Annotated in this window: 23 protein-coding genes, 1 pseudogene and 1 riboswitch; of the genes and pseudogenes, 9 read left to right on the forward strand and 15 right to left on the reverse strand. The window is 72.1% G+C overall.

What is annotated here, in order from left to right:
* The first annotated feature begins 11 nt into the window (after window positions 1-11).
* Complete coding sequence (locus tag ACIRF8_RS10660; protein ID WP_404213125.1) at window positions 12-275, forward strand: GlsB/YeaQ/YmgE family stress response membrane protein; 264 nt, start codon at window positions 12-14, stop codon at window positions 273-275.
* Window positions 276-488: 213 nt separating this feature from the next.
* Window positions 489-1,216: pseudogene (locus ACIRF8_RS10665) on the forward strand (alpha/beta fold hydrolase).
* On the opposite strand, the gene ACIRF8_RS10670 reads toward ACIRF8_RS10665, so the two are convergent.
* On the reverse strand, window positions 1,153-2,577 hold the full coding sequence (locus ACIRF8_RS10670; protein ID WP_404213126.1) for a purine-cytosine permease family protein: 1,425 nt from the start codon (window positions 2,575-2,577) through the stop codon (window positions 1,153-1,155). The pseudogene ACIRF8_RS10665 and the gene ACIRF8_RS10670 sit on opposite strands and share 64 nt — an antisense overlap.
* Window positions 2,560-2,660, reverse strand: a riboswitch (TPP riboswitch). Its footprint overlaps the gene before it by 18 nt.
* A 21-nt stretch (window positions 2,661-2,681) precedes the next feature.
* A complete protein-coding gene (locus ACIRF8_RS10675) occupies window positions 2,682-3,077 on the reverse strand; it encodes a hypothetical protein (RefSeq protein ID WP_404213128.1) in 396 nt (131 codons plus the stop codon).
* A 347-nt stretch (window positions 3,078-3,424) separates the two neighbouring features.
* On the opposite strand from ACIRF8_RS10675, the gene ACIRF8_RS10680 reads away from it, so the two are divergent.
* Window positions 3,425-4,177, forward strand: coding sequence for a DUF4097 family beta strand repeat-containing protein (locus ACIRF8_RS10680; protein ID WP_404213130.1), 753 nt, complete (start codon window positions 3,425-3,427; stop codon window positions 4,175-4,177).
* A gap of 7 nt (window positions 4,178-4,184) precedes the next feature.
* Here ACIRF8_RS10680 and ACIRF8_RS10685 read toward each other — a convergent pair whose 3' ends face one another.
* Both ACIRF8_RS10685 and ACIRF8_RS10690 read right to left on the reverse strand, forming a co-directional pair.
* Window positions 4,185-5,369: an alanine--tRNA ligase-related protein gene (locus tag ACIRF8_RS10685; RefSeq protein WP_404213132.1), complete on the reverse strand. Its 1,185-nt coding sequence runs from the start codon at window positions 5,367-5,369 to the stop codon at window positions 4,185-4,187.
* A gap of 266 nt (window positions 5,370-5,635) precedes the next feature.
* On the reverse strand, window positions 5,636-5,899 hold the full coding sequence (locus tag ACIRF8_RS10690) for a GlsB/YeaQ/YmgE family stress response membrane protein (RefSeq protein WP_404213134.1): 264 nt from the start codon (window positions 5,897-5,899) through the stop codon (window positions 5,636-5,638).
* A gap of 343 nt (window positions 5,900-6,242) precedes the next feature.
* Here ACIRF8_RS10690 and ACIRF8_RS10695 point away from each other — a divergent pair, with 343 nt between their 5' ends.
* On the forward strand, window positions 6,243-6,743 hold the full coding sequence (locus ACIRF8_RS10695; protein WP_404213136.1) for a hypothetical protein: 501 nt from the start codon (window positions 6,243-6,245) through the stop codon (window positions 6,741-6,743).
* A 34-nt stretch (window positions 6,744-6,777) separates the two neighbouring features.
* Here ACIRF8_RS10695 and ACIRF8_RS10700 read toward each other — a convergent pair whose 3' ends face one another.
* A complete protein-coding gene (locus ACIRF8_RS10700; protein WP_404213138.1) occupies window positions 6,778-8,832 on the reverse strand; it encodes a SpoIIE family protein phosphatase in 2,055 nt (684 codons plus the stop codon).
* A 210-nt stretch (window positions 8,833-9,042) separates the two neighbouring features.
* On the opposite strand from ACIRF8_RS10700, the gene ACIRF8_RS10705 reads away from it, so the two are divergent.
* A complete protein-coding gene (locus ACIRF8_RS10705) occupies window positions 9,043-9,795 on the forward strand; it encodes a hypothetical protein (RefSeq protein WP_404213140.1) in 753 nt (250 codons plus the stop codon).
* Between the two features lie 119 nt (window positions 9,796-9,914).
* Here the strand turns inward: ACIRF8_RS10705 and ACIRF8_RS10710 are convergent, their stop codons facing one another.
* The 3 genes from ACIRF8_RS10710 to ACIRF8_RS10720 form a co-directional block, all read right to left on the reverse strand.
* Entirely contained in the window at window positions 9,915-10,232 is a 318-nt protein-coding gene (locus tag ACIRF8_RS10710) for a hypothetical protein (RefSeq protein WP_404213142.1), read from the reverse strand.
* A 31-nt stretch (window positions 10,233-10,263) separates the two neighbouring features.
* Window positions 10,264-10,818 carry a DoxX family protein gene (locus ACIRF8_RS10715; RefSeq protein WP_404213144.1) on the reverse strand — a complete coding sequence of 185 codons (555 nt, stop codon included), beginning with the start codon at window positions 10,816-10,818 and terminating at the stop codon, window positions 10,264-10,266.
* A 96-nt stretch (window positions 10,819-10,914) separates the two neighbouring features.
* A complete protein-coding gene (locus ACIRF8_RS10720) occupies window positions 10,915-11,301 on the reverse strand; it encodes an ATP-binding protein (protein ID WP_404213146.1) in 387 nt (128 codons plus the stop codon).
* A 221-nt stretch (window positions 11,302-11,522) separates the two neighbouring features.
* Here ACIRF8_RS10720 and ACIRF8_RS10725 point away from each other — a divergent pair, with 221 nt between their 5' ends.
* Window positions 11,523-12,347 (forward strand): aldo/keto reductase, encoded by an 825-nt coding sequence (locus ACIRF8_RS10725; protein WP_404213148.1) that lies wholly within the window; start codon window positions 11,523-11,525, stop codon window positions 12,345-12,347.
* Between the two features lie 18 nt (window positions 12,348-12,365).
* Here the strand turns inward: ACIRF8_RS10725 and ACIRF8_RS10730 are convergent, their stop codons facing one another.
* Both ACIRF8_RS10730 and ACIRF8_RS10735 read right to left on the reverse strand, forming a co-directional pair.
* On the reverse strand, window positions 12,366-13,124 hold the full coding sequence (locus tag ACIRF8_RS10730) for an SDR family NAD(P)-dependent oxidoreductase (RefSeq protein WP_404213150.1): 759 nt from the start codon (window positions 13,122-13,124) through the stop codon (window positions 12,366-12,368).
* Window positions 13,125-13,166: 42 nt separating this feature from the next.
* Complete coding sequence (locus ACIRF8_RS10735; RefSeq protein ID WP_404213152.1) at window positions 13,167-13,823, reverse strand: maleylpyruvate isomerase N-terminal domain-containing protein; 657 nt, start codon at window positions 13,821-13,823, stop codon at window positions 13,167-13,169.
* A 172-nt stretch (window positions 13,824-13,995) separates the two neighbouring features.
* Here ACIRF8_RS10735 and ACIRF8_RS10740 point away from each other — a divergent pair, with 172 nt between their 5' ends.
* The gene (locus tag ACIRF8_RS10740; protein ID WP_404213154.1) at window positions 13,996-15,360 is read left to right on the forward strand and encodes an FAD-dependent oxidoreductase; all 1,365 of its coding nucleotides are present in this window, start codon (window positions 13,996-13,998) and stop codon (window positions 15,358-15,360) included.
* Window positions 15,361-15,433: 73 nt separating this feature from the next.
* Here ACIRF8_RS10740 and ACIRF8_RS10745 read toward each other — a convergent pair whose 3' ends face one another.
* The 5 genes from ACIRF8_RS10745 to ACIRF8_RS10765 all read right to left on the reverse strand — a co-directional run bounded on the left by ACIRF8_RS10745 (window position 15,434) and on the right by ACIRF8_RS10765 (window position 20,327).
* Complete coding sequence (locus ACIRF8_RS10745; RefSeq protein ID WP_404213156.1) at window positions 15,434-15,844, reverse strand: hypothetical protein; 411 nt, start codon at window positions 15,842-15,844, stop codon at window positions 15,434-15,436.
* 12 nt (window positions 15,845-15,856) lie between these two features.
* Entirely contained in the window at window positions 15,857-16,378 is a 522-nt protein-coding gene (gene msrA, locus ACIRF8_RS10750; RefSeq protein WP_404213158.1) for a peptide-methionine (S)-S-oxide reductase MsrA, read from the reverse strand.
* A gap of 103 nt (window positions 16,379-16,481) precedes the next feature.
* Window positions 16,482-18,548, reverse strand: a complete 2,067-nt coding sequence (locus ACIRF8_RS10755; protein WP_404213160.1) for an iron ABC transporter permease — start codon at window positions 18,546-18,548, stop codon at window positions 16,482-16,484.
* Between the two features lie 4 nt (window positions 18,549-18,552).
* Window positions 18,553-19,527, reverse strand: coding sequence for an ABC transporter substrate-binding protein (locus ACIRF8_RS10760; RefSeq protein WP_404213162.1), 975 nt, complete (start codon window positions 19,525-19,527; stop codon window positions 18,553-18,555).
* Window positions 19,524-20,327 (reverse strand): ABC transporter ATP-binding protein, encoded by an 804-nt coding sequence (locus ACIRF8_RS10765; protein WP_404214248.1) that lies wholly within the window; start codon window positions 20,325-20,327, stop codon window positions 19,524-19,526. The genes ACIRF8_RS10760 and ACIRF8_RS10765 overlap by 4 nt, the downstream gene beginning before the upstream one ends.
* Window positions 20,328-20,635: 308 nt before the next feature.
* Between ACIRF8_RS10765 and ACIRF8_RS10770 the strand changes: the two genes are divergently transcribed.
* Entirely contained in the window at window positions 20,636-20,986 is a 351-nt protein-coding gene (locus ACIRF8_RS10770; RefSeq protein ID WP_404213163.1) for a hypothetical protein, read from the forward strand.
* 76 nt (window positions 20,987-21,062) lie between these two features.
* Complete coding sequence (locus ACIRF8_RS10775; RefSeq protein ID WP_404213165.1) at window positions 21,063-21,644, forward strand: carbonic anhydrase; 582 nt, start codon at window positions 21,063-21,065, stop codon at window positions 21,642-21,644.

Raw genomic sequence — 21,644 nt, forward strand, 5'->3', positions numbered from 1 at the left:
AGGACGAACTCGTGGGCATCATCGCCTGGATCCTGATCGGGCTCATCGCTGGAGCCATCGCCAAGGCACTCACCCCCGGCAAGGACCCGGGTGGCTGCCTCATCACGATGCTGATCGGCATCGTGGGTGGTCTCCTCGGTGGCTGGCTCGGCAAGGTGATCTTCGGAGTCCACTCGATCAACGGCTTCTTCAGCCTCTCCACATGGATCGCCGCCATCATCGGTTCGGTGATCGTGCTGCTCGTCTACCGCCTGGTGGCCGGCCGGACACGCTGACCCGCGTATGCCCTGACATGCCGACCGGAGCACGCCGGTCGGCGGTCAGCGCGTGGTCACGGGCGCGCGCACGTCGCAAAGCCGACAGGTCGACAGGCAGACAGGCGGTCGCCGGAACCCAACAGGCCCGCGGAGCAAGCGAGTTGGCATGCGCCCCACATCGGACCCTCGCCCCGCCCGGAACCTTTCAGCCCGAAGACCCCGCCCGCCGCGATCGAGGACCTGCGCGCACGCCTGCGGGCGACGACCTGGCCGGACTCGTTCTGGCGCTGCTCCAAGGTGGTCCCGCTCCTCACCGATCCCGGGGCGCACGGCGCGGACCCCGCCGACGCCTTCGACGTGGTCGTGCCCGACAACCCGGGTCACGGGTACTCCGATCGGTCCGCCGCTCGACGCGATCGCCGTCGCCGGTTTCCGGGCCGAGCTCATGTCCGTCCTCGGCTACGCGAGGTTCGGCGCCGCGGGCGAGGGGGGCGTACGCCGCGATGCACCGCACGAAGCCGCAGACCGCAGCCTTCGGACTCACCGACTCACCGACTCACCCGCCGGGCTCGCCGCGTGGAGCGTGGAGAAGCTCCGGGCGTGGAGCGACTGCGGCGGGGACGTCGAACGCAGCTTCACCAAGGACGAGATCCTCACCAACGTCACCCTGTACTGGCTGACGCGGACGATCGGCTCGTCGATGCGGATGTACCACGCGAACGCGGCGATCGACCCCGCAGCTCACCCGAAGGGTCGAGGTGCCGTCCGGTTTCTCGGTCTTCCGCGGCGATGTCGTCCGCCCGCCGCGCGCCTGGCTCGCGCGCACCACCCACCTGGTCCGCTTCACCGAGCCCGCCCGCGGCGGTCACTTCGCGGTGTTCGAGGAGCCCGAGCTCTACGCGGAGGAACTGCGGGCGTTCTTCCGGCCGTACCGGACGCCCGGCCTGAGCGGGGCGTAGATGACCAGCGCGGTCATGAAGGCGACGTAGTAGCCGAGATCCGCGCCGTGCAGCGCCCGCGCCACCGGGCCGACGTAGAGGCTCGTGTCCATGAACGGGACCGTGGCGGCGAAGGCGGCGAGGAACGCCAGGAGCGCGGGCCAGGAGGGCCGTCGCCGGGAGAGTTCGGTGGCGAGGTCGAGGGGGGCGCCCGCTCGCGCGCGGGCCCGGGCCAGCCAGTCGACGAGGACGACGGCGACGAAGCCGGGGATCCAGTAGCCCACGAACAGGAGTACGTCCTGGAAGCGGGCCGCGGTGTCGGCGGCGTGCATCCACAGCGCCAGCGGGAACCCGAGGAGCGCGGCGAGCCCGGCGGCGAGCGGGCGTGGCAGGCGGGCGCCGATGACCTGGAGTGCCAGTGAACCGCTGTAGTCGTTCATCGCGTTGCTGCACAGCGCGGCCAGCGCGACGGCCAGGAGCCCGACGGAGCCGATCACTCCCCCGCCCAGCAGTGTGTCGACGCCCCGGGCGGTCTGGTCGGTGAAGACGGAGGCGCCCCAGAGCCCGAGCGTCTGCACGGCCGTGAAGGACACGACGATGCCCGCCAGCGTGCACCAGAACATGCGGGGCGCCGAGGTCGTGCGCGGCAGGTAGCGGCTGAAGTCACTGGCGTACGGGGCCCAGGAGATCGCGAGGCTCAACGCGATGGTGGTGGTGAGGACGAACGCCCCGGCGCGGTCGGCGCCTTGAGCGCTTCCGTGGCCGGCGGGCGTGACACCGGTGTGCGCCAGCCGCAGCGCCAGGGCGCAGAGGGCGACGGCCAGAACGGCCGTCATCCACTTCTGGAGGCGGTGGACGGCCTCGTAGCCCAGTGCTCCGAAGGCTCCCTGGGCCGCCATCATCACCAGCGCCCCGAGCCAGAACGGCCAGCCGCAGAGACGGGCCAGCGCGTCCGCGCCGAACAGTCCGATGAGCGCGTCCCAGGCGATGGACGACAGCCATTGCAGGGTGCCGGGGACGACGACGCCCCGGCCGAACGCCAGGCGGGCGAGGGGCAGTTGCCCCGCTCCGGTGCGGCTGCCCCACGTGCCGAGGTACGCGGTGGGCACGGCGCCGAGCACGGTGCCGAGGACCACGGCGGCCAGGGCGGTGGCGAAGTCCAGGCCGAGGGCGATGCCGACGGTGCCGGTGAAGACGCCGCTCATGGTCAGGTTGGGCGCGAACCACACGGTGAACAGCCGTCCGGCGCCGCCGTACCGGGCGTCCTCGGGGACCGGCGCGATGCCCCGCGCCTCGGGCCGCCAGTCGCCCGGCGCGGCGGGCATCCGTCCGTCGAAAGCGGGCGTGGTCGCGGGCGCGTGCGGTGTCGGCATCGCTGACATCCCTCCGCCAGTGCTAACTGGTTCAGGTTCTACGGGTGTGATCTCAGCCCCGTCGATGTCGTGGGGCACCCCGTGTCGGGCAGTACGGATGCGAAGACTAGCCGCTAGTTCAGGACGCCCGCTCCCCCGGCCTCCGGTGCCGAGGACCGGCAGGCCTCCAGGGCGCTCAGGACGGTGTCGTGGATGCCGCCCGACAGGCGATCGGCACCCTCGGCGTCCAGCACGGGGCGCGCGGTGGTGCCGGGGACGACGGCGAGGAAGCCGCCCGGCAGCGCCTCGGTCTCCGGGCCCGCGCCGACGAACTGCCGGACCGCGTCCGCAGAGCAGCGGTCGACCTCCCGGAAGTCCACCACGAAGAGCCGCTGTCCGGTCCGTGCCGTACGCGTCAGCAGCCCGCTCAGCTCGGCCGCGGCGGGTCCGTCGAAGTCGCCGACGACCTCGACGACCAGGACGCCGCCGTCCTCCCAACGCGCCGGAAACCGCGCCCCCGCTCGCTCCATCCTCGGACCCCTCAGTCGGCGGGCGGCGCAGCCGGCGCGGCCCGTGTGGGGCGCGCCTACCCACGGCCGGGCGGCACACGCCCCCGGCCGGCGCGAGGTTCCGGCCGATGTCACGCGAGACACCGCCGGTTTCCCACGTTTCACCCTCGTTGTTCAGGGGACTTCGTGCGACACGGATCACCTCGAACCCCTCCCGGGAGGGTTCGGCAGTGAGCCCGCCACCCCGCCCTCCGCCTCCGGGCGGAGGGCGGGGCCCTCAGACCTCCGCGGCCCCCTGCGGCAGGCCGGGTTCCGCGATCGGGTGAGCGGGGCCCGGCACGGGGCAGTCGGTCGGGATGAAGGCAGCGATGAAGTCATCCGCCCGGTATCTGGCCGTCGGGGCTCTCGTGCTGGCGGCGGGCCCTCTTCTGGCGGGGTGCGCGGAGGGCGACGGGCACGGTCGGTCCGACGCGGCGGACGCACAACTGACAGGTTCCGTCACGCGTCTGACGATCACCACGGAGAACGGGGTGCGTCTGCGGCCCGCCGACGGTGACGAGATCGGCGTCGACCAGGCCGTCGCCTCCCACTGGTCCGGGCACGGCCGCAGCCGGGTCCTCGATCTGTCGTGCCGCAAGGACGACGGGCCGGACCGCCCCTGCCCGCGCATGCCGGAGATCGGCGTCCCGGCCGGGACCTCGGTCACCGTCACCGCGCGCAACGCCGGGGTCGATGCGGCCGGGGTGTCCGGCCCCCTGGACCTGACCACCGTCAACGGCGATGTGACGGTGACGGGTTCGGGGCAGCGCGAGGCGACGGTACGGCTCGCGACCCGGAACGGTTCCGTGCGGACCACCGCCGTACGCGCGTCGGCACTGCGGGCGCGTACGGTCAACGGTGATGTCACCCTGGGGTGCGCCACCGCCCCGCGGCAGGTCGCCGGGCGGACCGTCAACGGCTCGGTGGACGTCTCCGTCCCGCACGACTCCCCCGCCTACCGGGTGAACGCCACCACGGACAACGGCCGCCCCCTGATCACGCTCCCCGCGGGCGGCGACCGGCCCGCCCGCACCATGACGCTGACCACGGTCAACGGTGACGTACGGGCCGCCCGCGACTGAGGACGGGCTAGGAGACGCGGCTCGGGTCCTCCTCGCGCAGGCTCCGTACCAGCTCCGGGGGCAGGCCGTGCGTGTCGTGGAGGTAGTGCAGGTCCTCCTCGTCGAGCGTGCCGCGGAAGCGCGGCCGGGCCAGCACCTGTCGGCCGCGCCGGAGGAGACCGGCGAACCGGCGTTCCTCGTCGAGCAGGACGCGGCGCACCTCGTCCGGGTCGGCCGACTGACGGAAGTGGTCGAGCGTGTGCCGCGTCAACTCGCCCGGAAGATCGCCGAGTCCGCGCGAGGGGTCGTCCCGCCACAAGGCGGTGAGGGCACGGCGGATCAGGCGGCGCAGTACATAGCCGCGGCCCGTGGTGCCGGGGCGTACGCCGTCCCCGACGACCACCATGGCCGAGCGCAGGTGGTCGCAGACGAGGCGTGAGGTGGGTTCGTCGAGGTGCCACAGGTCCGGCACGGTGCGGCGCCACGGCGTGAAGACGTCGCAGTCGAACACCGAGCGTTCGCCCTGGAGCAGGGCGGCGAGCCGTTCCACGCCGAGGCCCGTGTCGACGTTGCGCTGCGGCAGCGGCACGAGGCTGCCGTCGGGCAGTCGGCGGTGCCGCATCATCACGTGGTTCCAGACCTCGACCCAGCGTTCGTCGCGGGTGGGCGTCGACTCCGGGGGCGTGTCACCGGTCCAGAGGAAGATCTCCGAGTCGGGGCCGCACGGTCCGGTCGGCCCGTTGGACCACCAGTTGTCGTCGACGGTGTGCTCCACCGGTACCCCGCGCTCCTCCCACACCCGCAGGGAGTCCGTGTCCGGGCCCACCTGGTCGTCGCCGCCGAACACCGTGGCGTGGAGCAGGCCGGGGTCGATGCCGAACCCCTCGGTGAGCAGGGCGTGTCCCCAGTCGAGGCTCTGCGGGCCCTCGTAGTCGCCGAGCGACCAGGTGCCGAGCATCTCGAAGACGGTGAGATGGGTGGGGTCGCCGACCTCCTCCAGGTCCGTGGTCCTCAGACAGCGCTGCACGTTGACCAGCCGCCGCCCGTGCTCGTGCGGTCGGCCCTCCAGATGGGGGGTGAGGGGGTGCATGCCCGAGGTGGTGAAGAGGACGGGGTCGCCGGGGGGCGGGAGCAGCGTCGAGCCGGTGACGCGGTGGTGGCCGCGTTCCTCGTAGTACTCGACGAAGGTACGGATGACGGTCTCGGTGTTCATGGGGTGGCTCCTTCGCGGAGGGCGGGGAGGCACCGGACACGGACCGCATGGGACACGGGAGAACCGGGCTGAGGAGCTGAGGAACTGCCACGGAACCATCGGCGGGCCGTCTCCGGTCGCCGAGGTGGGAGAAGAACGTCAGGCGGCGGCAACCGGCGAGCTGGTCGCTCGCGCGGTCGCGGTGGTGCGTGGGCCCATGACGTTCATGGGCCCTACGGTAACGGGCTCCGCCCGGGAGCACATCTGGTTTACGGGTCCGCGCGGGGTCAGCGGCGGCCCTTGAGCCGCTCCAGACCCGCGACGCCCACAGCCGCCAGGCCGATCTGGATGATCAGTTCGATCCAGTCGATGCCCTTGGTGTCGGCGACGTCGAACGCGGCGGCGAGGACCGTGCCGAGAAGCGCGGCGACGATACCGACCGCGACCGTCCACAGGATGCCGATGCGCTGACGGCCGGGGAGGACCAGGCGCCCGAGGACGCCGATCACGATGCCGATCACGATCGCGGTGAAGATGCCCGAGATCTCCATGTCTGCATGCCTTTCGTTGGCGAAGCAACTCCGCTGCGGAGTCGGGGAGTTGACGAGTGCCCCGCCTCGGGGCCGCTACGCCGGGACTGTGCGCGGCGGCCTGGGGCGCGCCATGGGACGTCCGATCTGCGTCCGATCGAGTAGGGAGCCGCGCGCCTTTGCCGGTTTTTTTCTTTTTGGCGTACAACCATTCCGACCCGCCACACATTGACAATGTCGGGAGGAATTTCCTCGTAATTCCGGGAACTGACGGGGCGCGCCGGTCATCTTCCTCTGTGACCAAGGAGCCCGGTTCTTCTTCATCCCGGGCGACCACAGATGTTGTACGGGGAAGGCATTTCCGATGCGCAAAACCATTCGCACCCGTTTCCTCGCCGCCGGCGGAGTCGCCGCGGTCCTGACGCTGGCGGCCGTCACCCCGGCGCTGGCCGGACCGGCCGACACCGGAAAGCGCGGCGTCGCGGCGGCCCCCACGGCGCAGGGCGACCCGCGCAGCACCACCGACCGGGTGGCCCATTTCTACGGTGCCTACATCGACGCCGTGTGGGACAACGAGGACGCGGGATCCGCCGCCCAGACCAAGGCGCTGCGCGGTTTCTATCTGTCCGCCGCCGCACAGAAGAAGGTCGCGGCTTTCGAGGCCCGGGAACACGCGGACGGAATCCTCTTCGCGCAGAACGTACCGGTGAAATGGGCCGTCACCTACACGGGTTCGGGCGCCGGGCATTCCACGGCTCTGGTCACCCTCACATGGAACGACGGAAAGAACCCGGACACCACCAAGATCAAGGTGCAGTCCGATCTGACCACGCGGAAGATCACCGATCTGGCGCCGGTCGGCTGATCCGCGCCCCCTCCCCGGCCGCTGCCGGGGAGGGTCACTCCTCCGGCACGGTGAAGTCGCACCAGATGGCTTTGCCCTCGCCGCGCGGCTCCACGCCCCAGCCGGACGCGATCGCCTCCACCATGAGCAGGCCCCGGCCGGACGTGGCGGTCTCGCCGGGATCCTTTCTGCGCGGCCGGGTGCTGGAGCGGTCCTTCACCCACAGGCGGACCCGGCAGGGCGGCCCGGACAGCACCTCCAGGGTGAGGATCGCGCCGCCCTCCGTGTGGACCAGGGCGTTGACCAGGAGTTCGCCCGCCGCCACCTCGACGTCGTCGGCCACCGCGCCGAGCCCCCACGCCGCGAGGTGCTCCCGCAGCGCCGCGCGCGTGTCGGCGAGTCCTTCGGGGTCGGCCTGGTGGACGTACCGGTGGATGCGCGGCTCCTGCGGGGTGCCGGGGTCGGGCAGCCGGCGCAGCACAAGCAGCGCCACGTCGTCACCGCCGCCCCATCGCTCCCACAGCGCCTCGGAGAGATGATCGGCCAGCCCCTCGGCCGACTCGGGGCCCTCGCGCAGCACCTCGGCGAGGTTGTGGATGCCGGTGTCGAGATCGAGCCCGGCGTCCTCCACGAGGCCGTCCGTGCAGAGCACCAGCGTCTCGCCCGGTACGAGGTCGAGCCGCACCTCCGGGTAGTCCTCCATGCCGAACTCGGTGGCGAGGCCGAGGGGAAGCCCGCCGCGCACGCGGGGGATGCCGACCTGTCCGCCGACGTGCCGTACGAGGGGCGGCAGGTGCCCGGCCCGCACGGCGCGCACGATGCCGGTGGCGGGGTCGAACTGGGCGTAAGTGCAGGTGGCGAACCGCTCGGTGTCCAGCTCCGCGAGGAAGCGGGAGGCGCGGGAGAGCACCGTCGCGGGCGCGTGCCCCTCCCCGGCGAAGGCGCGCAGGGCGATGCGTAGTTGCCCCATGATGGCCGCGGCGTGGGTGTCGTGCCCCTGTACGTCGCCGACGACCACGCCGATGCGTCCGCGGGGCAGGGCGATGACGTCGTAGAAGTCGCCGCCGACGTCCCGTCCGCCCCAGGCCGCGTGGTAGCGCACGGCGATCTCGGCGTCCGCGACCTCGGGGAGGTCGCGCGGCAGCATCGTGGCCTGGAGGCTCTTGGCGAGGTCCCGTTCCTCGTCGAAGAGCATGGCGCGCTGCAACGACTGGGCGACGATGCCGGACAGGCCGATGCACAGGTTGCGGTCGGCGTCGGTGAACTCCTTGCGCCCGCGGTAGAAGAGCGCGAGTGCGCCGATGGCGCGGTCCTGCGCGACCAGGGGCAGGAACGCCGCCGAGTCCAGCTTCATCCGGTCGATGTAGGGCCCCAGGCGGCTGTAGTGGCGTGCCGAGGCGGTCAGCGAGCCCATGAAGCGGGGCTGCCGCGTCGTGACGGCCTGGGCGAGCGGGAGCGAGGCGTCGACGTTGTGCAGCTTCAGTTCGTCGAGGGCCTGCATCGTCTGGCCCACGAGAGCGATCAGCTTGAGGTGGTCCCCTTCGACGAGGCCGAGGACGAGGCCGTCGGCGGCGAACCGGTCGAGGCCGCTGGCCCCGGAGAGCACGGCCACCACGTCGTCGACGGTGACGGCCCGGGAGAGGGCGTCCGTAGTGCCCTGCACCATGAGGGCGATGCCCTGGCGGCGCTCCTCCACCGGGTCGACGGCCGCCAGTTGCTCGCCGTCGCCGGAAGCGGGCCTGATCACTCCCACGGCGCGTACGGGCCGCCCGTCCTCGTCGCGCAGGATACGGCCGCGGACATGGCCGAGGTGCACCCTGCCGTCGCGGTGACGGACGCGGAAGTAGACGCCGTAGCAGTCGGCGCCTGAGGTGATCGCCTCCGTGACCGCGAAGGTGAGGCGCACGATCTCCTCGGAGGAGATGCGCTGGAGCAGGGAGGAGATCGAACCGCCGAACTCGCCGGGGCGCAGGTCGAGCAGGTCGAGGGCGCTCGCGTCGAGGCTGACCTCGCCGCTGTCCAGATCCCAGTCGAAACTGCCCGTGCCGGTCAGGGACATGCGTTGTTCGAGACCGATGTGCGTCTTTCGAGACTTCCTTGCTGAGGTCATCGCTGTCTCCGGTCTGCCGCACGGCCACCATAAACGCCGGACGTGCGGCGCGCGCGGCCACGCCGCCGCGGCCCGGAGCCGCCGGCGCGACAAGTGGGAACCGTCCTTCCGGTGATGCGCAGGACACCTCGGGTAAGCGGGGCGTTCCGCGGCCCCGACGGCCGTGGCACGAGCGGAGGGCCATTCGTGTCCTCGGGAAGGAGCAGGTCGATGAGGGTCCGTGGAGCGATGACGGCCGCGGTGGCCGGTGCGGCTCTGATGATGGTGGCGGGATGCGGTGACAGTGACGCGGGCGACGAGAAGCCCTTCGCGGGCAAGAGCGCCGACGAGATCGCCGCCGACGCGGTGAAGGCCACCCAGGAGGCCGACTCGATGCACATGAAGGGGACCGTGCGGCAGTCCGGCTCCTCGGGGGCCGCGGTCACCGTCGACCTGTCGGTGGACCAGCGCAAGAACTGTGACGGCACCATCAGCAACGGGGGCGCGAGCGCGGACGTGCGGCACACGAACGCGACGCTGTACTTACGGGGTGACGAGAAGTACTGGCGCAATGCCCTGAAGGGGCAGCCCGGTGGCGGCAAGGTCGTGCCGAAGGTGGCCGACAAGTGGGTGAAGACGCCCGCGGACGACTCGATGACGCAGGGGCTGTGCGACAAGCAGGGGCTCGTCTCGTCCATGGACGAGAACAAGTCCGAACGCAAGGGGATGAAGAAGGGCGCGACCACCACCGTCAACGGCACGGAGGCGATCCGCCTGACGAAGAAGAAGGCGGGCGGCGAGACGCTCACCCTGTACGTGGCCACGGAGGGCAAGCCCTACATCCTGCGGACGACGTCGACGGGCGGCAAGGAGCCCAGCACCGCGACCTTCAGTGACTACGGGAAGCCGGTCCACCCGCAGGAGCCGGCCGCGGGCGAGACGGTGGACCTCAAGGAGCTGGCCGCGTCCGCGCAGAAGGCATGACGTCCGGGCAGCGGCCGTGGGCCTGAGAGCCTGAGTGCCTCTCTTCGAGCCGACAGCGCGGCGCCCGTCCCTGAGGGAGCGGGCGCCGGGCTGTGCGGTGGTACGTCGGGGGTGCGGCGTCAGGCGGGATTGTCGATACCGGTCACGGCCGGTGGACCGAGCGGGGCCTCGTCCGAGGAGAACCCCGCGGCGCGCAGCGCCTCCGCCGCCGTCCGCTCGGCCTTGAGCTGGGCTTCCTCACCGGCGCCCGCGGTCACCTCGAGGCGCATGCTGAAGGTGTTGTCGTCGTTGACGGTGAGCAGGTCGAGGTCCTCCTCGCGGCCCAGCTCCGTCTGGTTCGGGTCGGCCGGCCGCAGGCGGGCGGCGATGTCGGCCCGTGCCCGTTCGTCCGCGGCGCGCAGAAACGTCCCCGGGATGGTGATGACAAATGTGGTCACGGGAGGGTCCTTCCCTTGTCGGCGGCCCGCCTCAGAGGTGCTCGGAGACGGCCTTGCGTGCGCTCGACGGCAGCGTGCGAACGGTTCCGGACGCCCCTCGCAGGGTATGCGCGGCGTCCCGTCGCGCGCGTCGCGCGGTACTGCGTCCGCTCGCCGCGGCGCCCCGCGCCCGGTACGCCACCGATGGCTTGCCGTGCGTGTCGGCGGCGGCGATGAGCAGGCCGCCGATCAGCGAGAGGTTCTTCATGAACTGTGTCCGCTGTTGTGCGCGCCGCTCGGGGTCCTTCTCCTTCCACCAGGCGTGCCCCGCGATCGTCGTCGGCACGAGGGAGCCGGCGAGGGCGAGGGAGGCGACGCGGGGCAGCCTTCCGGTGGCCAGCATCAACCCCGCGCCGATCTGCACCGCCGCGTTGATCTTGACCAGTTGCTCCGGGTCCTCGGGCAGGCGCGGTACGCGCGTCGCCACGGGGACCGCCACGGGCTCGGCGGCGGGCGCGACGCGTGCCGGGTCGCGGAGCGTGGACAGCCCGCCGGTGACGAAGACCGAAGCGAGCATCGGACGTGCGGCTTTCCTCAGTACGGTCATGCCCGCACGTCTTCCCCCGGTTGCGGCGCTCAGTCCGCGCTCCGTCCGTGTTTCGCCCGTGTGGCTGGCGAGCGGCGGGCGCGGGGCGCCGTGCGGTCACAGTGCCAGTACGGCGGTGATGGTCTTCCCGCTCGTGTGCAGACGTATGTCGACGCTTTCGGCGAGCCGGCGTACCAGGGGCCAGCCGAAGCCTCCCGGGCAGGTCGGGTCCGGGTCCCCGGTCAGGGGGGTGGCGCGGCTGTGGTCACGCACCGACACCTCCACCGTCCCGGGGCCGCTCCGGAGCCGGAAACCCGCGAGGCCCCCGGCGTGCCGTACGGCGTTGGTGACGAGTTCGGAGACGACGAGCAGGACGTCCTGGCCCGCCGCGCGACCGTCCGGTACCGCTTCCCGCAGGAAACCGCGGGTCAGCTCCCTGGCCCGGGCCGCGGCCTCCGGGCCTTCGCCGCGCAGCGCCTCGCCGCTCGCCTCACATGTATGCACGATCAGGTGCCCCCATCGACGTTCCGGCCGCGGTCGCGTGGCCGTCCTGGTTCGCCTGCCCCTGTGTGAGGCGCGCACCGTCCCGATGATGTGAAGAAACCGCGACGCCTCCGCACCATTGCCCGCGTTTGCAATTAACCCGCGTGCGCAATTATTGTCGACGCCTATAAAGCCCTGGCGCACACCACCGCGCGGCACCCTCGCACGACAAGGACCACCCCATGCCCACCATCCCCACGGCCACCCTCAACAACGGCGTCACCATGCCGCGGCTCGGCTTCGGCGTCTTCCAGATCCCCGACGAGGAGACCACCGCCGCCGTGGCCACCGCCCTCGACGCGGGCTGTCGCAGCATCGACACCGCCGCGGTCTACGGCAACGAGCGCGGCGTGGGCCGAGCGCTCGCCGACTCCGGGATCGCCCGCGACGAGCTGTTCGTGACCACCAAGCTGTGGAACGCCGACCAGGGCCATGACGCCACGCTCGCCGCCTTCGACGCCTCCCTGGAGAAGCTCGGCCTCGACCACGTCGACCTCTACCTCATCCACTGGCCGACCCCGGCCCGCGACCTCTACCTCGACACCTGGCGGGCCCTGGAGAAGCTGCTCGCCGACGGGCGCACGCGCGCCATCGGCGTCTCCAACTTCCAGCCCTCCCACCTGGAGCGGCTGCTCGAGAACGCCTCGGTGGTCCCGGCCGTCAACCAGATCGAACTGCACCCGGCGCTCCAGCAGCGGGAGTTGCGCGCCTTCCACGCCCGCCACGGCATCGTCACCGAAGCCTGGAGCCCGCTCGCCCAGGGCGCCGTCCTCGGCGACGACGCCGTCACAGCGATCGCCGCGCGGCACGGCAGGAGCCCGGCCCAGGTGGTGCTGCGCTGGCACCTCCAGCTCGGCAATGTGGTGATCCCCAAGTCGGTCACCGAGGCCCGCATCCGGGAGAACCTCGACGTCCTCGACTTCGAGCTCGACGCACAGGAGATGGACGCCCTGACCGCGGCCGACCGCGGCCTGCGCACGGGCCCGGACCCCGACACCCTCGACTGAGCGGGGCGCCGCACGGCCCTAACCGAGCGTGTGACCGCCGTTGACCCGTATGCGCTCCCCCGTCACGAAGGCCGCCTGCGGGGAGACGAGGTAGGCCACGGCGGCGGCGACGTCGTCCGGGTCGCCCATCCGTCGCAGCGGGACCTCGGCGGCGTAGGCGACGCGGTCCTCGGCGGGGACGTCGACGTGCCGCTCGACCGGGATCCAGCCAGGGGCGACGGTATTGACCGTGATCCCGTCGGGCCCGAGGGCGCGGGCCCAGCACTCCGTCAGGCTGTGCTGGGCGGCCTTGGCGGCCGTGTACGCCGACATCTCGGGCAGGACGCGTTCGATCACGTCCGAGCCGATCTGGACGATGCGACCGCCGCCTCGCTCCCGCATCCCCGGCAGGACCGCCCGCATCAACAGGGTGGGGCTCTTGACGAAGAAGGTGAGCTGGTCGAGGTGGTCCTGCCAGGTCACTGCCGTCGGATCGAGCAGGGGCTGGGGGCCGGTGGCGTTGACCACGAGCGTGGTGACGGGGCCGAGACCGGCGGCGACGTCCGCGACGAGGTTCGCGACCGCGTCCTCGTCGGTCACGTCGGCGGCGAACGCCTCCGCGGTCCCGCCCGCCGCCCGGATGTCCGCGACGACCGCGCCGGCCGCCTCGGCGCCCGAGCGGTACGCGACGGCCACCGGGTGCCCCTCGGCCGCGAGACGACGGGCGATCACGGCTCCGAGCCCCCGCGAGGCGCCGGTGACCAGGGCTGTACCAGGGGTGGCGGTAGAAAGTGTCATGGCGACAACATATGCGGGCGGTGCCCCGCCGAGGGCAGGGTCTCAGCCCAGAACGAGCGGGATCTTCGCCGCGAGGTCACCCAGCGCGGCCCGCTGCCCGGCGGTCGGCGCCCGGCGTCCGGTGCCGATCAGCAGGGCCTCCGCGTCCGTGAACGACGACGGGAACACGGCTGCGGCGATCGTCTCCAGCGACGCGCGCGCCGTGGCCAGGGTCTCGGCGGGCGGCTGCGGGGCCCCGGAGAGGTGGGCGACGAGGTCGAGATGGTGCAGGGTCCACTCCAGGACGTACGCCGCCAGGTAGTCGCCAACGGTCAGCACCTTGCCCTGCGTGGCGACACGTGCCGCGGGGTCGGCGAGTTGCGCGGCGCGGCCCGCGGCGGACCCCACGTCGTCGAGGTGGAACGTGAGCCACCGCGGTTCGCCGTAGGCGGCGGCCAGCCGGGGGATCAGCGCGTCGAGCGGGTCGTCGCCCGAGGGAGGCGCGGCCAGGAGGTCCCAGTAGGTGGCCGCGTCCGCGGTCGGCTCGGTGTCGGCGGGGGTGACGAGGGTGATGAGGACGTCCTGCGCGTCGATGACCAGATGGCACACGAGGTCGCGGACGAGCCAGCCGGTACAGCCGGACGGCCGCGCGAAGTCCTCGTCGGACAGAGCGGCGACCGCCGTGCGCAAGGCCGACCAGGAGCGCGAGAAGGAGTCCATCGCGGCACCGTAGGCCGGTGGTGACGGCGGAGCAAGCACCACCGAAAGCATGCCTATGGCCGCCCATAACCGCGGCTTATGGGCTCATAGACCGGACCCGCCTGCCAACTAAGGCATGCCTTACTTTAAGATCGGGGGGAGTACCACGCTTTCCTTCGAAGGGAATCTGAACATGCCTCGCCCTCTGCGGGTCGCCATTGTCGGAGCGGGCCCCGCCGGCATCTACGCCGCCGACGCTCTGCTGAAGTCCGCAGTGGCCACCGAACCCGGCGTCTCCATCGACCTGTTCGAGCGCATGCCCGCCCCCTTCGGCCTGATCCGCTACGGCGTGGCGCCCGACCACCCGCGGATCAAGGGCATCGTCACCGCCCTGCACCAGGTCCTCGACAAGCCGCAGATCCGCCTCTTCGGCAACGTCGACTACCCGCGCGACATCGACCTGGACGACCTGCGGAGCTTCTACGACGCGGTCGTCTTCTCGACCGGCGCCACCGCCGACCGCCACCTCGACATCCCGGGCATCGAGCTCGACGGCTCCTACGGCGCCGCGGACTTCGTGTCCTGGTACGACGGCCACCCGGACGTCCCGCGCACCTGGCCGCTGGAGGCGGAGAAGGTCGCCGTCCTCGGCGTCGGCAACGTCGCCCTCGATGTCGCCCGCATCCTCGCCAAGACCGCCGAGGAGCTGCTGCCGACCGAGATCCCGCCGAACGTGCACGAGGGCCTGAAGGCCAACAAGGCGCGCGAGATACACGTGTTCGGCCGCCGGGGTCCCGCGCAGGCGAAGTTCAGCCCCATGGAGCTGCGGGAGCTCGACCACTCCCCCACCATCGAGGTCATCGTCAACCCCGAGGACATCGACTACGACGAGGGCTCGATCGCGACGCGCCGCGCCAACAAGCAGGCCGACATGGTCGCCAAGACCCTGGAGAACTGGGCGATCCGCGACATCGGCGAGCGCCCGCACAAGCTGTTCCTGCACTTCTTCGAGTCGCCCACCGAGATCATCGGCGAGGACGGCAAGGTCACCGGTCTGCGCACCGAGCGCACCGAGCTCGACGGCACCGGCAACGTCAAGGGGACCGGCGCCTTCACCGACTGGGACGTCACCGCCGTCTACCGCGCGGTGGGCTACCTCTCGGACGAGCTGCCCAAGCTGCCCTGGGACGTCGCCACCGGCACCGTGCCCGACGAGGGCGGCCGGGTGATCCAGGAGAACGGTGAGCACCTTCGGTCCACGTACGTCACGGGGTGGATCAGGCGCGGACCGATCGGACTGATCGGCCACACCAAGGGCGACGCCAACGAGACGGTTGCCAACCTGCTGGACGACTTCGGCAACGACCGCCTGCACACCCCGACCAGCCCTGCTCCCGAGGCCGTCGACGCCTTCCTGGGCGAGCGCGGTGTCCGCTACACCACGTGGGACGGCTGGTACCGGCTCGACGCGGCCGAGAAGGCCCTCGGTGAGCCGCAGGCGCGCGAGCGCGTAAAGATCGTCGAGCGCGAGGCGATGCTCGACGCGAGCGGCGCCTGACCGCACGGCGGATGTACGGAAGGGCTCCCGACGCGATAAGCGCCGGGGCCCTTCCGTCTCGGGTCACGCGCGCTCAGCCCGCTTCCTCGAAGGGGGTCACGCGGTGGTACGCCGCACGCGCGTGCAGCAGCCGGCCCGCGGCCGTGCCCACCACCGCGGCGGCCAGCAGGCACGCCATCCAGCCGGGGTCGCGGTGACCTGCCCAGGACAGTTCACCGATCGGCTCGGTGCCGACGATGTTCAGGCACGCCCAGCACAGGAGCGCGGTGCCCGGGGCCGCGGTGAGGCGGCCCCGGGTGCCGAGCAGCCCGGCCAGCAGCGAGAGCAGCAGCAGCGCGAGGCCCGTACGGTCGAGGAAGCCCAGTACGTGCAGGACGCCCACGAGGGCGAACGCGCCCAGGTAGGCGGCGGTCCAGATGAGCGGCGTCGCCCACGGCTCGGGGACCTGCCGGACGCCCCGGCCGATCCGTCTCCACACCACCATCGCTCGCTGTCCTCAGTCGGCGGTCGACTCCGCGCGCTTGGGCAGCTTCCAGTTCGGCCGGGGGAAGTGGCAGGTGTAGCCGTTCGGGTAGCGCTCCAGGTAGTCCTGGTGCTCCGGTTCGGCCTCCCAGAAGTCGCCCAGCGGCGCCACCTCGGTGACGACCTTGCCCGGCCACAGCCCGCTGGCCTCGACGTCCGCGATGGTGTCCGCGGCGACGGCGCGCTGCTGCTCGTCGGCGTAGAAGATGGCCGAGCGGTAGCTGCGGCCGATGTCGTTGCCCTGGCGGTCGCGGGTGGTCGGGTCGTGGATCTGGAAGAAGAACTCCAACTGCTCCCGGTAGCTGGTGACCGCCGGGTCGTAGATGATCTCGATCGCCTCGGCGTGGTCGCCGTGCTGCCGGTACGTGGCGTTCGGTGTGTCGCCGCCGGTGTACCCCACCCGGGTGGAGAGGACGCCCGGCTGCTTGCGGATCAAGTCCTCCATGCCCCAGAAGCAGCCCCCGGCCAGCACAGCCTTCTCGGTTCCCACGGTCATGCGAAACTCCCTGCCCACGTCGTTACGGACGGTCCGTTCTGCTCCCGGGCCGCCGGAGGCTGTAACGCGCGGCGACGTCGGCCGATTCCCGGGCCCGCGCGGCTCACCGGCGGCTGCGGATCAGCAGATACAGGAAGTACGGCGTCCCGATGACGGCCGTCATCACTCCGGCGCCGAGCTGCGCCGGGGCAATCACCGTCCGGCCGAGCAGATCGGAGGCGCCTACCAGGGCCGCCCCGAGCAGCATGGCGACGGGGACGACCCGTACGTGCCGGCGGCCCACCAGGGCGCGGGCCGCGTGCGGCGCGACGAGGCCGACGAAGCCGATCGTGCCGGCGGCGGCCACGGCCGTGGCGCTGAGCAGGACGCTCAGCGCGAGGAAGCCGAGCCGGCCGCGCGCGAGGTCGAGGCCGAGCAGGCGCGGGGTGTCCTCGTCGAGGGAGACCAGGTCGAGTTCCCTGCGCCGGGCGACCGCCACGGCCGTGCCGAGCACCAGCACGGCGGCCACCGGCAGGACGTCGGGGAAGGTGCGCCCGTACGTCGAACCGGACAGCCAGATCAGGGCCTTGGTGGCGCTGAACCGGTCGGTGAGCACGATCAGGAGGCTGATGAGCGCGGTGGCGCCGGTGGCGACGCCGATGCCGACGAGGACGAGCCTGCTCTGCTGGAAACCGCCCTTCGCCGCAAGGCCGAAGACGAGCGCGGAGCTGAGCGCGGCGCCCGCGAGCGCCGCCCCGGCGATGCTCCACGCCCCGGCGCCCGGCGCGGTGGTGACGAGCAGGACGGCGCCGAGCGCGGCGCCGCCCGAGACACCGAGGACGCCGGGTTCCGCGAGCGGGTTGCGGGTCACGGACTGCACGAGCGTGCCGGACAGGGCGAGCGCGGCGCCCGCGCACAGGGCGGCGAGGACGCGGGGCACCCGGGTGTCGAGGACGAAGCTGACGGCCTGTCCTGCCTGTCCGCTCGCCCAGTTGGCGACGTCGCCGAGGAGCAGGGTGCTGTCGCCGACGAGGACCGCCGCGACGCTCACGCCGATCAGGACGGCGCCGAGGACGAGGACGGTGACGGTGAACGCGGCCCGGCTCGGGATGCGCAGGCGCTCCGGGGCCGCGGCGGCGTCGCCGTCGCGCATCCGTACCGCCATGACGACGAGGAAGACGGCGCCGACGACGCTGGTGACGACGCCGGTGGGCACGGTCACCGCGGTCTCGGCGGAGGTGACGGCGCGCAGCAGGACATCGGCGCCGAGCACGAGCGCCGCGCCGACGAGCCCGGCGACGGGGACGCGCAGCCGGTGCCGTACGAGGGGGCGGACGCGGCGCGCGAGGGGGCGGACGAGGGCGGGCGCGCACAGCCCCACGAAGCCGATGGGGCCGGCGAGCGTGACCGAGGCCGCGGACAGCAGCGAGGCGAGGACAACCGCGGTGACCCGGGTGGAGCGGACGGACACGCCCAGGCCGCGCGCCGCTTCGTCGCCGAGGGCGAGGGCGTCGACGCGGCGGGCGAGCAGGACGAGGCCGGTGAGTGCGGCGAGGACGACCGGGCCCATGCGGACGACGCCGTCGAAACCGTTCTGGCTGATGCTGCCCTGGGCCCATTGGTAGAGCCCGTCGGTCTGTTCGGGGAACAGGAGCAGCAGCGCCTCGGTGACGGCGTTGAGTCCGAGGGTCAGGGCGCTGCCCGCGAGGACGAGGCGGACGGTCCCGGCGCCGCGCCCGGCGAGGGTGAGGACGACGGCCGCCGCCGCGAGGCCGCCGAGGAAGGCGACCGAGGAGGAGGCGAGCAGCGGGAGGCTGACGCCGGTGACGGTGAGGACGCCGAGCGCCAGGTACGAGCCGGCGTTGACGGCGAGGGTGTCGGGCGCCGCGAGCACGTTGCGGCTGACGGCCTGGAGGGCGGCGCCGGCCGCGCCGAGCGCGACGCCGACGAGGATCCCGGCGGCCATGCGGGGCAGCCGGGAGGCGACGACCACGGAGGCGTCACCCTCCTCGGCGTGGCCGGTGAGGGCCTTCCACACCTGGCTCGCGCCGACGGACGCGGTCCCCTGGGTGATGTCGACGACGGCGAGGACGGCGACCAGGAGCACGAGCGCGGCCGTCACCGCGAGCGCGCCCGATGAGGACGCGGCCGTGCGGGCGGGCGTGGCGGCGGGGGTTGCGGTGACGGCCATGGCGCTACTTCGTGAGGGCGGTGACGACCGCGTCGACGTACTGCTCCATCGACTTCGGTCCGCCGAACATCCAGATGCCGTCGTGGAGGCGGTGCACCTCGCCGGCCTTGACGAACGGCAGGGACTTCCAGACGGAGTTCCCGGCGAGGTCCTTGGTGAAGACGTCGGTCTCGGACTTGTTGCCGATGTAGGCGAACCGCACGTCCTTGCCGAGGCCGGTGAGGCCTTCCACGTCGGTGGTGGCGAGGCCGTAGTCCTTGTCGCCCTTGAGCTTCCAGGCGTTCTTCAGGCCGAGGGCCTCGTTGACGGCGCCGACCTGGGAACCGGCGGTGTAGGCGCGGACCGAGACCTGGTTGGAGGCGGAGTAGCCGTCGGCGAAGGCGATCTTCGAACCGCCGGCCCCGGCGTCCTTCAACGCCTTGCGGCCCGCCTCGATCTTGGTCTCGTACGACGTCTTGGCGGCCTCGGCCTCGTCCTGCGTACCGGTCGCCTCGGCGATGACGTCGAGGGTCTTGTTCATCTGTCCGAGCTGGTCGGCTCCGTCGGCGGACCTGACCTGGAGGACGGGCGCTATCTTCTTCATCTGCTTGACCGCGGACGCCGACAGGTCGGTCGTGGTGACGATGAGGTCGGGCGTGAGTCCGGCGATGGTGTCCATGCTGGGCTCGCCACGGGTGCCGATGTCCTTGGGCGCGTTCTTCAGCGGGGCGGCGGTGTCCCAGGCCGTGTAGCCCTTGACGTCGGCGACGCCCACGGGGTCGACGCCCAGGGTGACCAGGGACTCGACGACGTTCCACTCGGTGCCGACGACCTTGGTGGCAGGGCGGTCGAGACGCACCGTGCCGCCGCTCGCGTCGGTGAGGGTGATGCGCTCGGAGGCGCTGCCGGCCTTGGGGTCGGCGGGCTCGGAGGTGCCGCAGGCGGACAGGGCGAGGGCTGCCGCGGTGGAGGCGGCCGCGGTGAGGAGGAGGCGTCTCATGACGTGCTGTGGAGCCTTTCGCTTCTGCTGTGGTGACGGCCCGTCGCGCGTGTGCGCGGTCGGCCGGTGAGGGGGTCCGTGTCGACGTCGATGCGGATGCCGTACGTCGCGGAGAGGAGCTCCGGGCGCAGGACGTCCTCGGGCGGTCCGTCGGCGACGATGCGCCCCGCGCACAGCAGGGCGATGCGGTCGGCGACGGACGCGGCCTGGTCGAGGTCGTGCAGGACGACGCCGACGGCGATGCCGTCGTCCGCGAGATCGCGCATGAGGTCGAGGAGTTCGACCTGGTAGCGCAGGTCGAGGTAGGTCGTGGGTTCGTCCAGCAGCAGTACACCGGTCTGCTGGGCGAGGCAGCTCGCGAGCCACACCCGCTGCAACTGGCCGCCGGAGAGCTGGTCGACGCCGCGGTCGGCGAGTTCGGCGACGCCGGTCAGGCCGAGGACGCGGTCCACCACGGCGGCGCCGTCGGGGTCGGTGCGCCCCCAGCGCCCGCGGTAGGGGTAGCGGCCGAACTCCACCACGTCGCGCACGGTCAGTCCGCCCGGTGTCGGGCGCCCTTGGGTCAACAGGGCGACGTGGCGCGCGAACTGACGGGCACTCAGGTCGAAGCCGTCGGCGGCGTCGGTCGTTCCGGGATCGAGCGTCAGGGTGCCCGCGCGGGCGCCCTGGAGTCGGGCGATCGTGCGCAACAGGGTCGATTTGCCGCTGCCGTTGGGGCCGACGAGAGCGGTCACTTCGCCGGGCCGCAGGAGGAGGGCCGCGTCGTGCACGACGTCGACACCGTCGTACGACACGGTCATGTGCGCGGCGGACAGCTCGTGACCGCGCGGACGTGGGGCGCTGCCTGCGCGTTCACCAGATCTCACGAGACGAAGGTTAGCCTAACCTTACCTATCCGGGAACCCGGGCGCTCCCTACCGTGCCGTTCACGCCAATCGACCGCACTTTTCACGCTTCCTCGCAGAGGAAACACTGTGTTAACCCGACGATCACCTTTGCACAGCTAATCTGCTGCTTGACCTATGGTTGACCAATCGTTGGTTCTGCCTTGACGTTCGGATATCCGGGAGGGGGTCGCGTGTTCCGAGGTGGGACAGCCCGCAGGTGGGTGACGCTCGTCGTCGCCGCCGTACTGGCGCTGTCCCTGTTCACCTCCGTGCGCGCGTTCGCTCCCGCACATGAGTACGACCGGACGCCGGTCTCCGCGTCCGGCGAGCACGTCCCGACGGCCGCACCCGCCGGCCACCCGTACCCGCAGGACCCGGCCGAGGCGCTTCGTACCCGGGACCGGCACCGCGCGGGTGCGGGTGGTCTCCACCTCCCCACCCCCGCCCCGCCCACGCCGGCCCTGCGGCCCCCGGCCTTCCCGCCGCCCGCGGTGACCGCGGACGTGTGCGGACGCCCGGGCAGAGCCGTCCCGGACCGCACCGCGGCCACGCTCCAGGTCTTCCGCTGCTGACAGGGACCGACACGTCCCCCACCTGTCCTGTCAGCCCGACGCGCCCCCACGGCGCGCCAGGAGGAATCACCACGTCATGCAGCCCCTCATCGACAACGCCCGCACGTTCGGACAACGCCCTGAGGAGTTCGCCCGGCTCGCCGAGGGCCAGTCCCCCCAGGTTCTGTTCATCACGTGCTCCGACTCCCGGGTCGTGCCGGCCCTGATCACCGGCGCCCGCCCCGGAGAACTCTTCGAACTGCGCACCGCGGGCAACATCGTGCCCGCCCACCCGACCGGTCTGCCCAGCGGGGAGAGCGCCACGATCGAGTACGCCGTCGAGGTGCTCGGTGTCCAGGACATCGTCGTCTGCGGACACTCGCACTGCGGGGCGGTCGGCGCGCTGGTGCGCGGCGACGATCTCGAGGCAGTGCCCGCCGTGCGCGACTGGCTCGCGCACGCCACCGAGCACCCTCCCACCGGGGACCCGGCGGACCCCGCGGTCGCGGCGGCCGTCCAGCACCACGTCCTCGCCCAGTTGTTGCGGCTGCGCTCGTACCCGTGCGTGGAGCGCCGCCTCGCGGACGGCCGGGTGCGCCTGCACGGCTGGTACTACGAGGTCCACACCGGATGTGTCCGTGAACACCGCCCGGACACCGACACGTTCGAGGTCCTGTGA

Origin of the sequence: Streptomyces sp. NPDC102406 (assembly GCF_044765725.1) — a bacterium.
Classification (GTDB): domain Bacteria; phylum Actinomycetota; class Actinomycetes; order Streptomycetales; family Streptomycetaceae; genus Streptomyces.

Coding starts and splice junctions, on each gene's coding strand:
- ACIRF8_RS10755 (WP_404213160.1), bottom strand. CDS start 18,548: ATGGCCGTCACCGCAACCCCCGCCGCCACGCCCGCCCGCACGGCCGCG.
- ACIRF8_RS10670 (WP_404213126.1), bottom strand. CDS start 2,577: ATGTCAGCGATGCCGACACCGCACGCGCCCGCGACCACGCCCGCTTTC.
- msrA (WP_404213158.1), bottom strand. CDS start 16,378: ATGACCGTGGGAACCGAGAAGGCTGTGCTGGCCGGGGGCTGCTTCTGG.
- ACIRF8_RS10735 (WP_404213152.1), bottom strand. CDS start 13,823: ATGGACTCCTTCTCGCGCTCCTGGTCGGCCTTGCGCACGGCGGTCGCC.
- ACIRF8_RS10695 (WP_404213136.1), top strand. CDS start 6,243: ATGCGCAAAACCATTCGCACCCGTTTCCTCGCCGCCGGCGGAGTCGCC.
- ACIRF8_RS10690 (WP_404213134.1), bottom strand. CDS start 5,899: ATGGAGATCTCGGGCATCTTCACCGCGATCGTGATCGGCATCGTGATC.
- ACIRF8_RS10740 (WP_404213154.1), top strand. CDS start 13,996: ATGCCTCGCCCTCTGCGGGTCGCCATTGTCGGAGCGGGCCCCGCCGGC.
- ACIRF8_RS10685 (WP_404213132.1), bottom strand. CDS start 5,369: ATGAACACCGAGACCGTCATCCGTACCTTCGTCGAGTACTACGAGGAA.
- ACIRF8_RS10775 (WP_404213165.1), top strand. CDS start 21,063: ATGCAGCCCCTCATCGACAACGCCCGCACGTTCGGACAACGCCCTGAG.
- ACIRF8_RS10700 (WP_404213138.1), bottom strand. CDS start 8,832: ATGACCTCAGCAAGGAAGTCTCGAAAGACGCACATCGGTCTCGAACAA.
- ACIRF8_RS10730 (WP_404213150.1), bottom strand. CDS start 13,124: ATGACACTTTCTACCGCCACCCCTGGTACAGCCCTGGTCACCGGCGCC.
- ACIRF8_RS10680 (WP_404213130.1), top strand. CDS start 3,425: ATGAAGTCATCCGCCCGGTATCTGGCCGTCGGGGCTCTCGTGCTGGCG.
- ACIRF8_RS10675 (WP_404213128.1), bottom strand. CDS start 3,077: ATGGAGCGAGCGGGGGCGCGGTTTCCGGCGCGTTGGGAGGACGGCGGC.
- ACIRF8_RS10765 (WP_404214248.1), bottom strand. CDS start 20,327: ATGACCGTGTCGTACGACGGTGTCGACGTCGTGCACGACGCGGCCCTC.
- ACIRF8_RS10705 (WP_404213140.1), top strand. CDS start 9,043: ATGAGGGTCCGTGGAGCGATGACGGCCGCGGTGGCCGGTGCGGCTCTG.
- ACIRF8_RS10760 (WP_404213162.1), bottom strand. CDS start 19,527: ATGAGACGCCTCCTCCTCACCGCGGCCGCCTCCACCGCGGCAGCCCTC.
- ACIRF8_RS10745 (WP_404213156.1), bottom strand. CDS start 15,844: ATGGTGGTGTGGAGACGGATCGGCCGGGGCGTCCGGCAGGTCCCCGAG.
- ACIRF8_RS10725 (WP_404213148.1), top strand. CDS start 11,523: ATGCCCACCATCCCCACGGCCACCCTCAACAACGGCGTCACCATGCCG.
- ACIRF8_RS10715 (WP_404213144.1), bottom strand. CDS start 10,818: ATGACCGTACTGAGGAAAGCCGCACGTCCGATGCTCGCTTCGGTCTTC.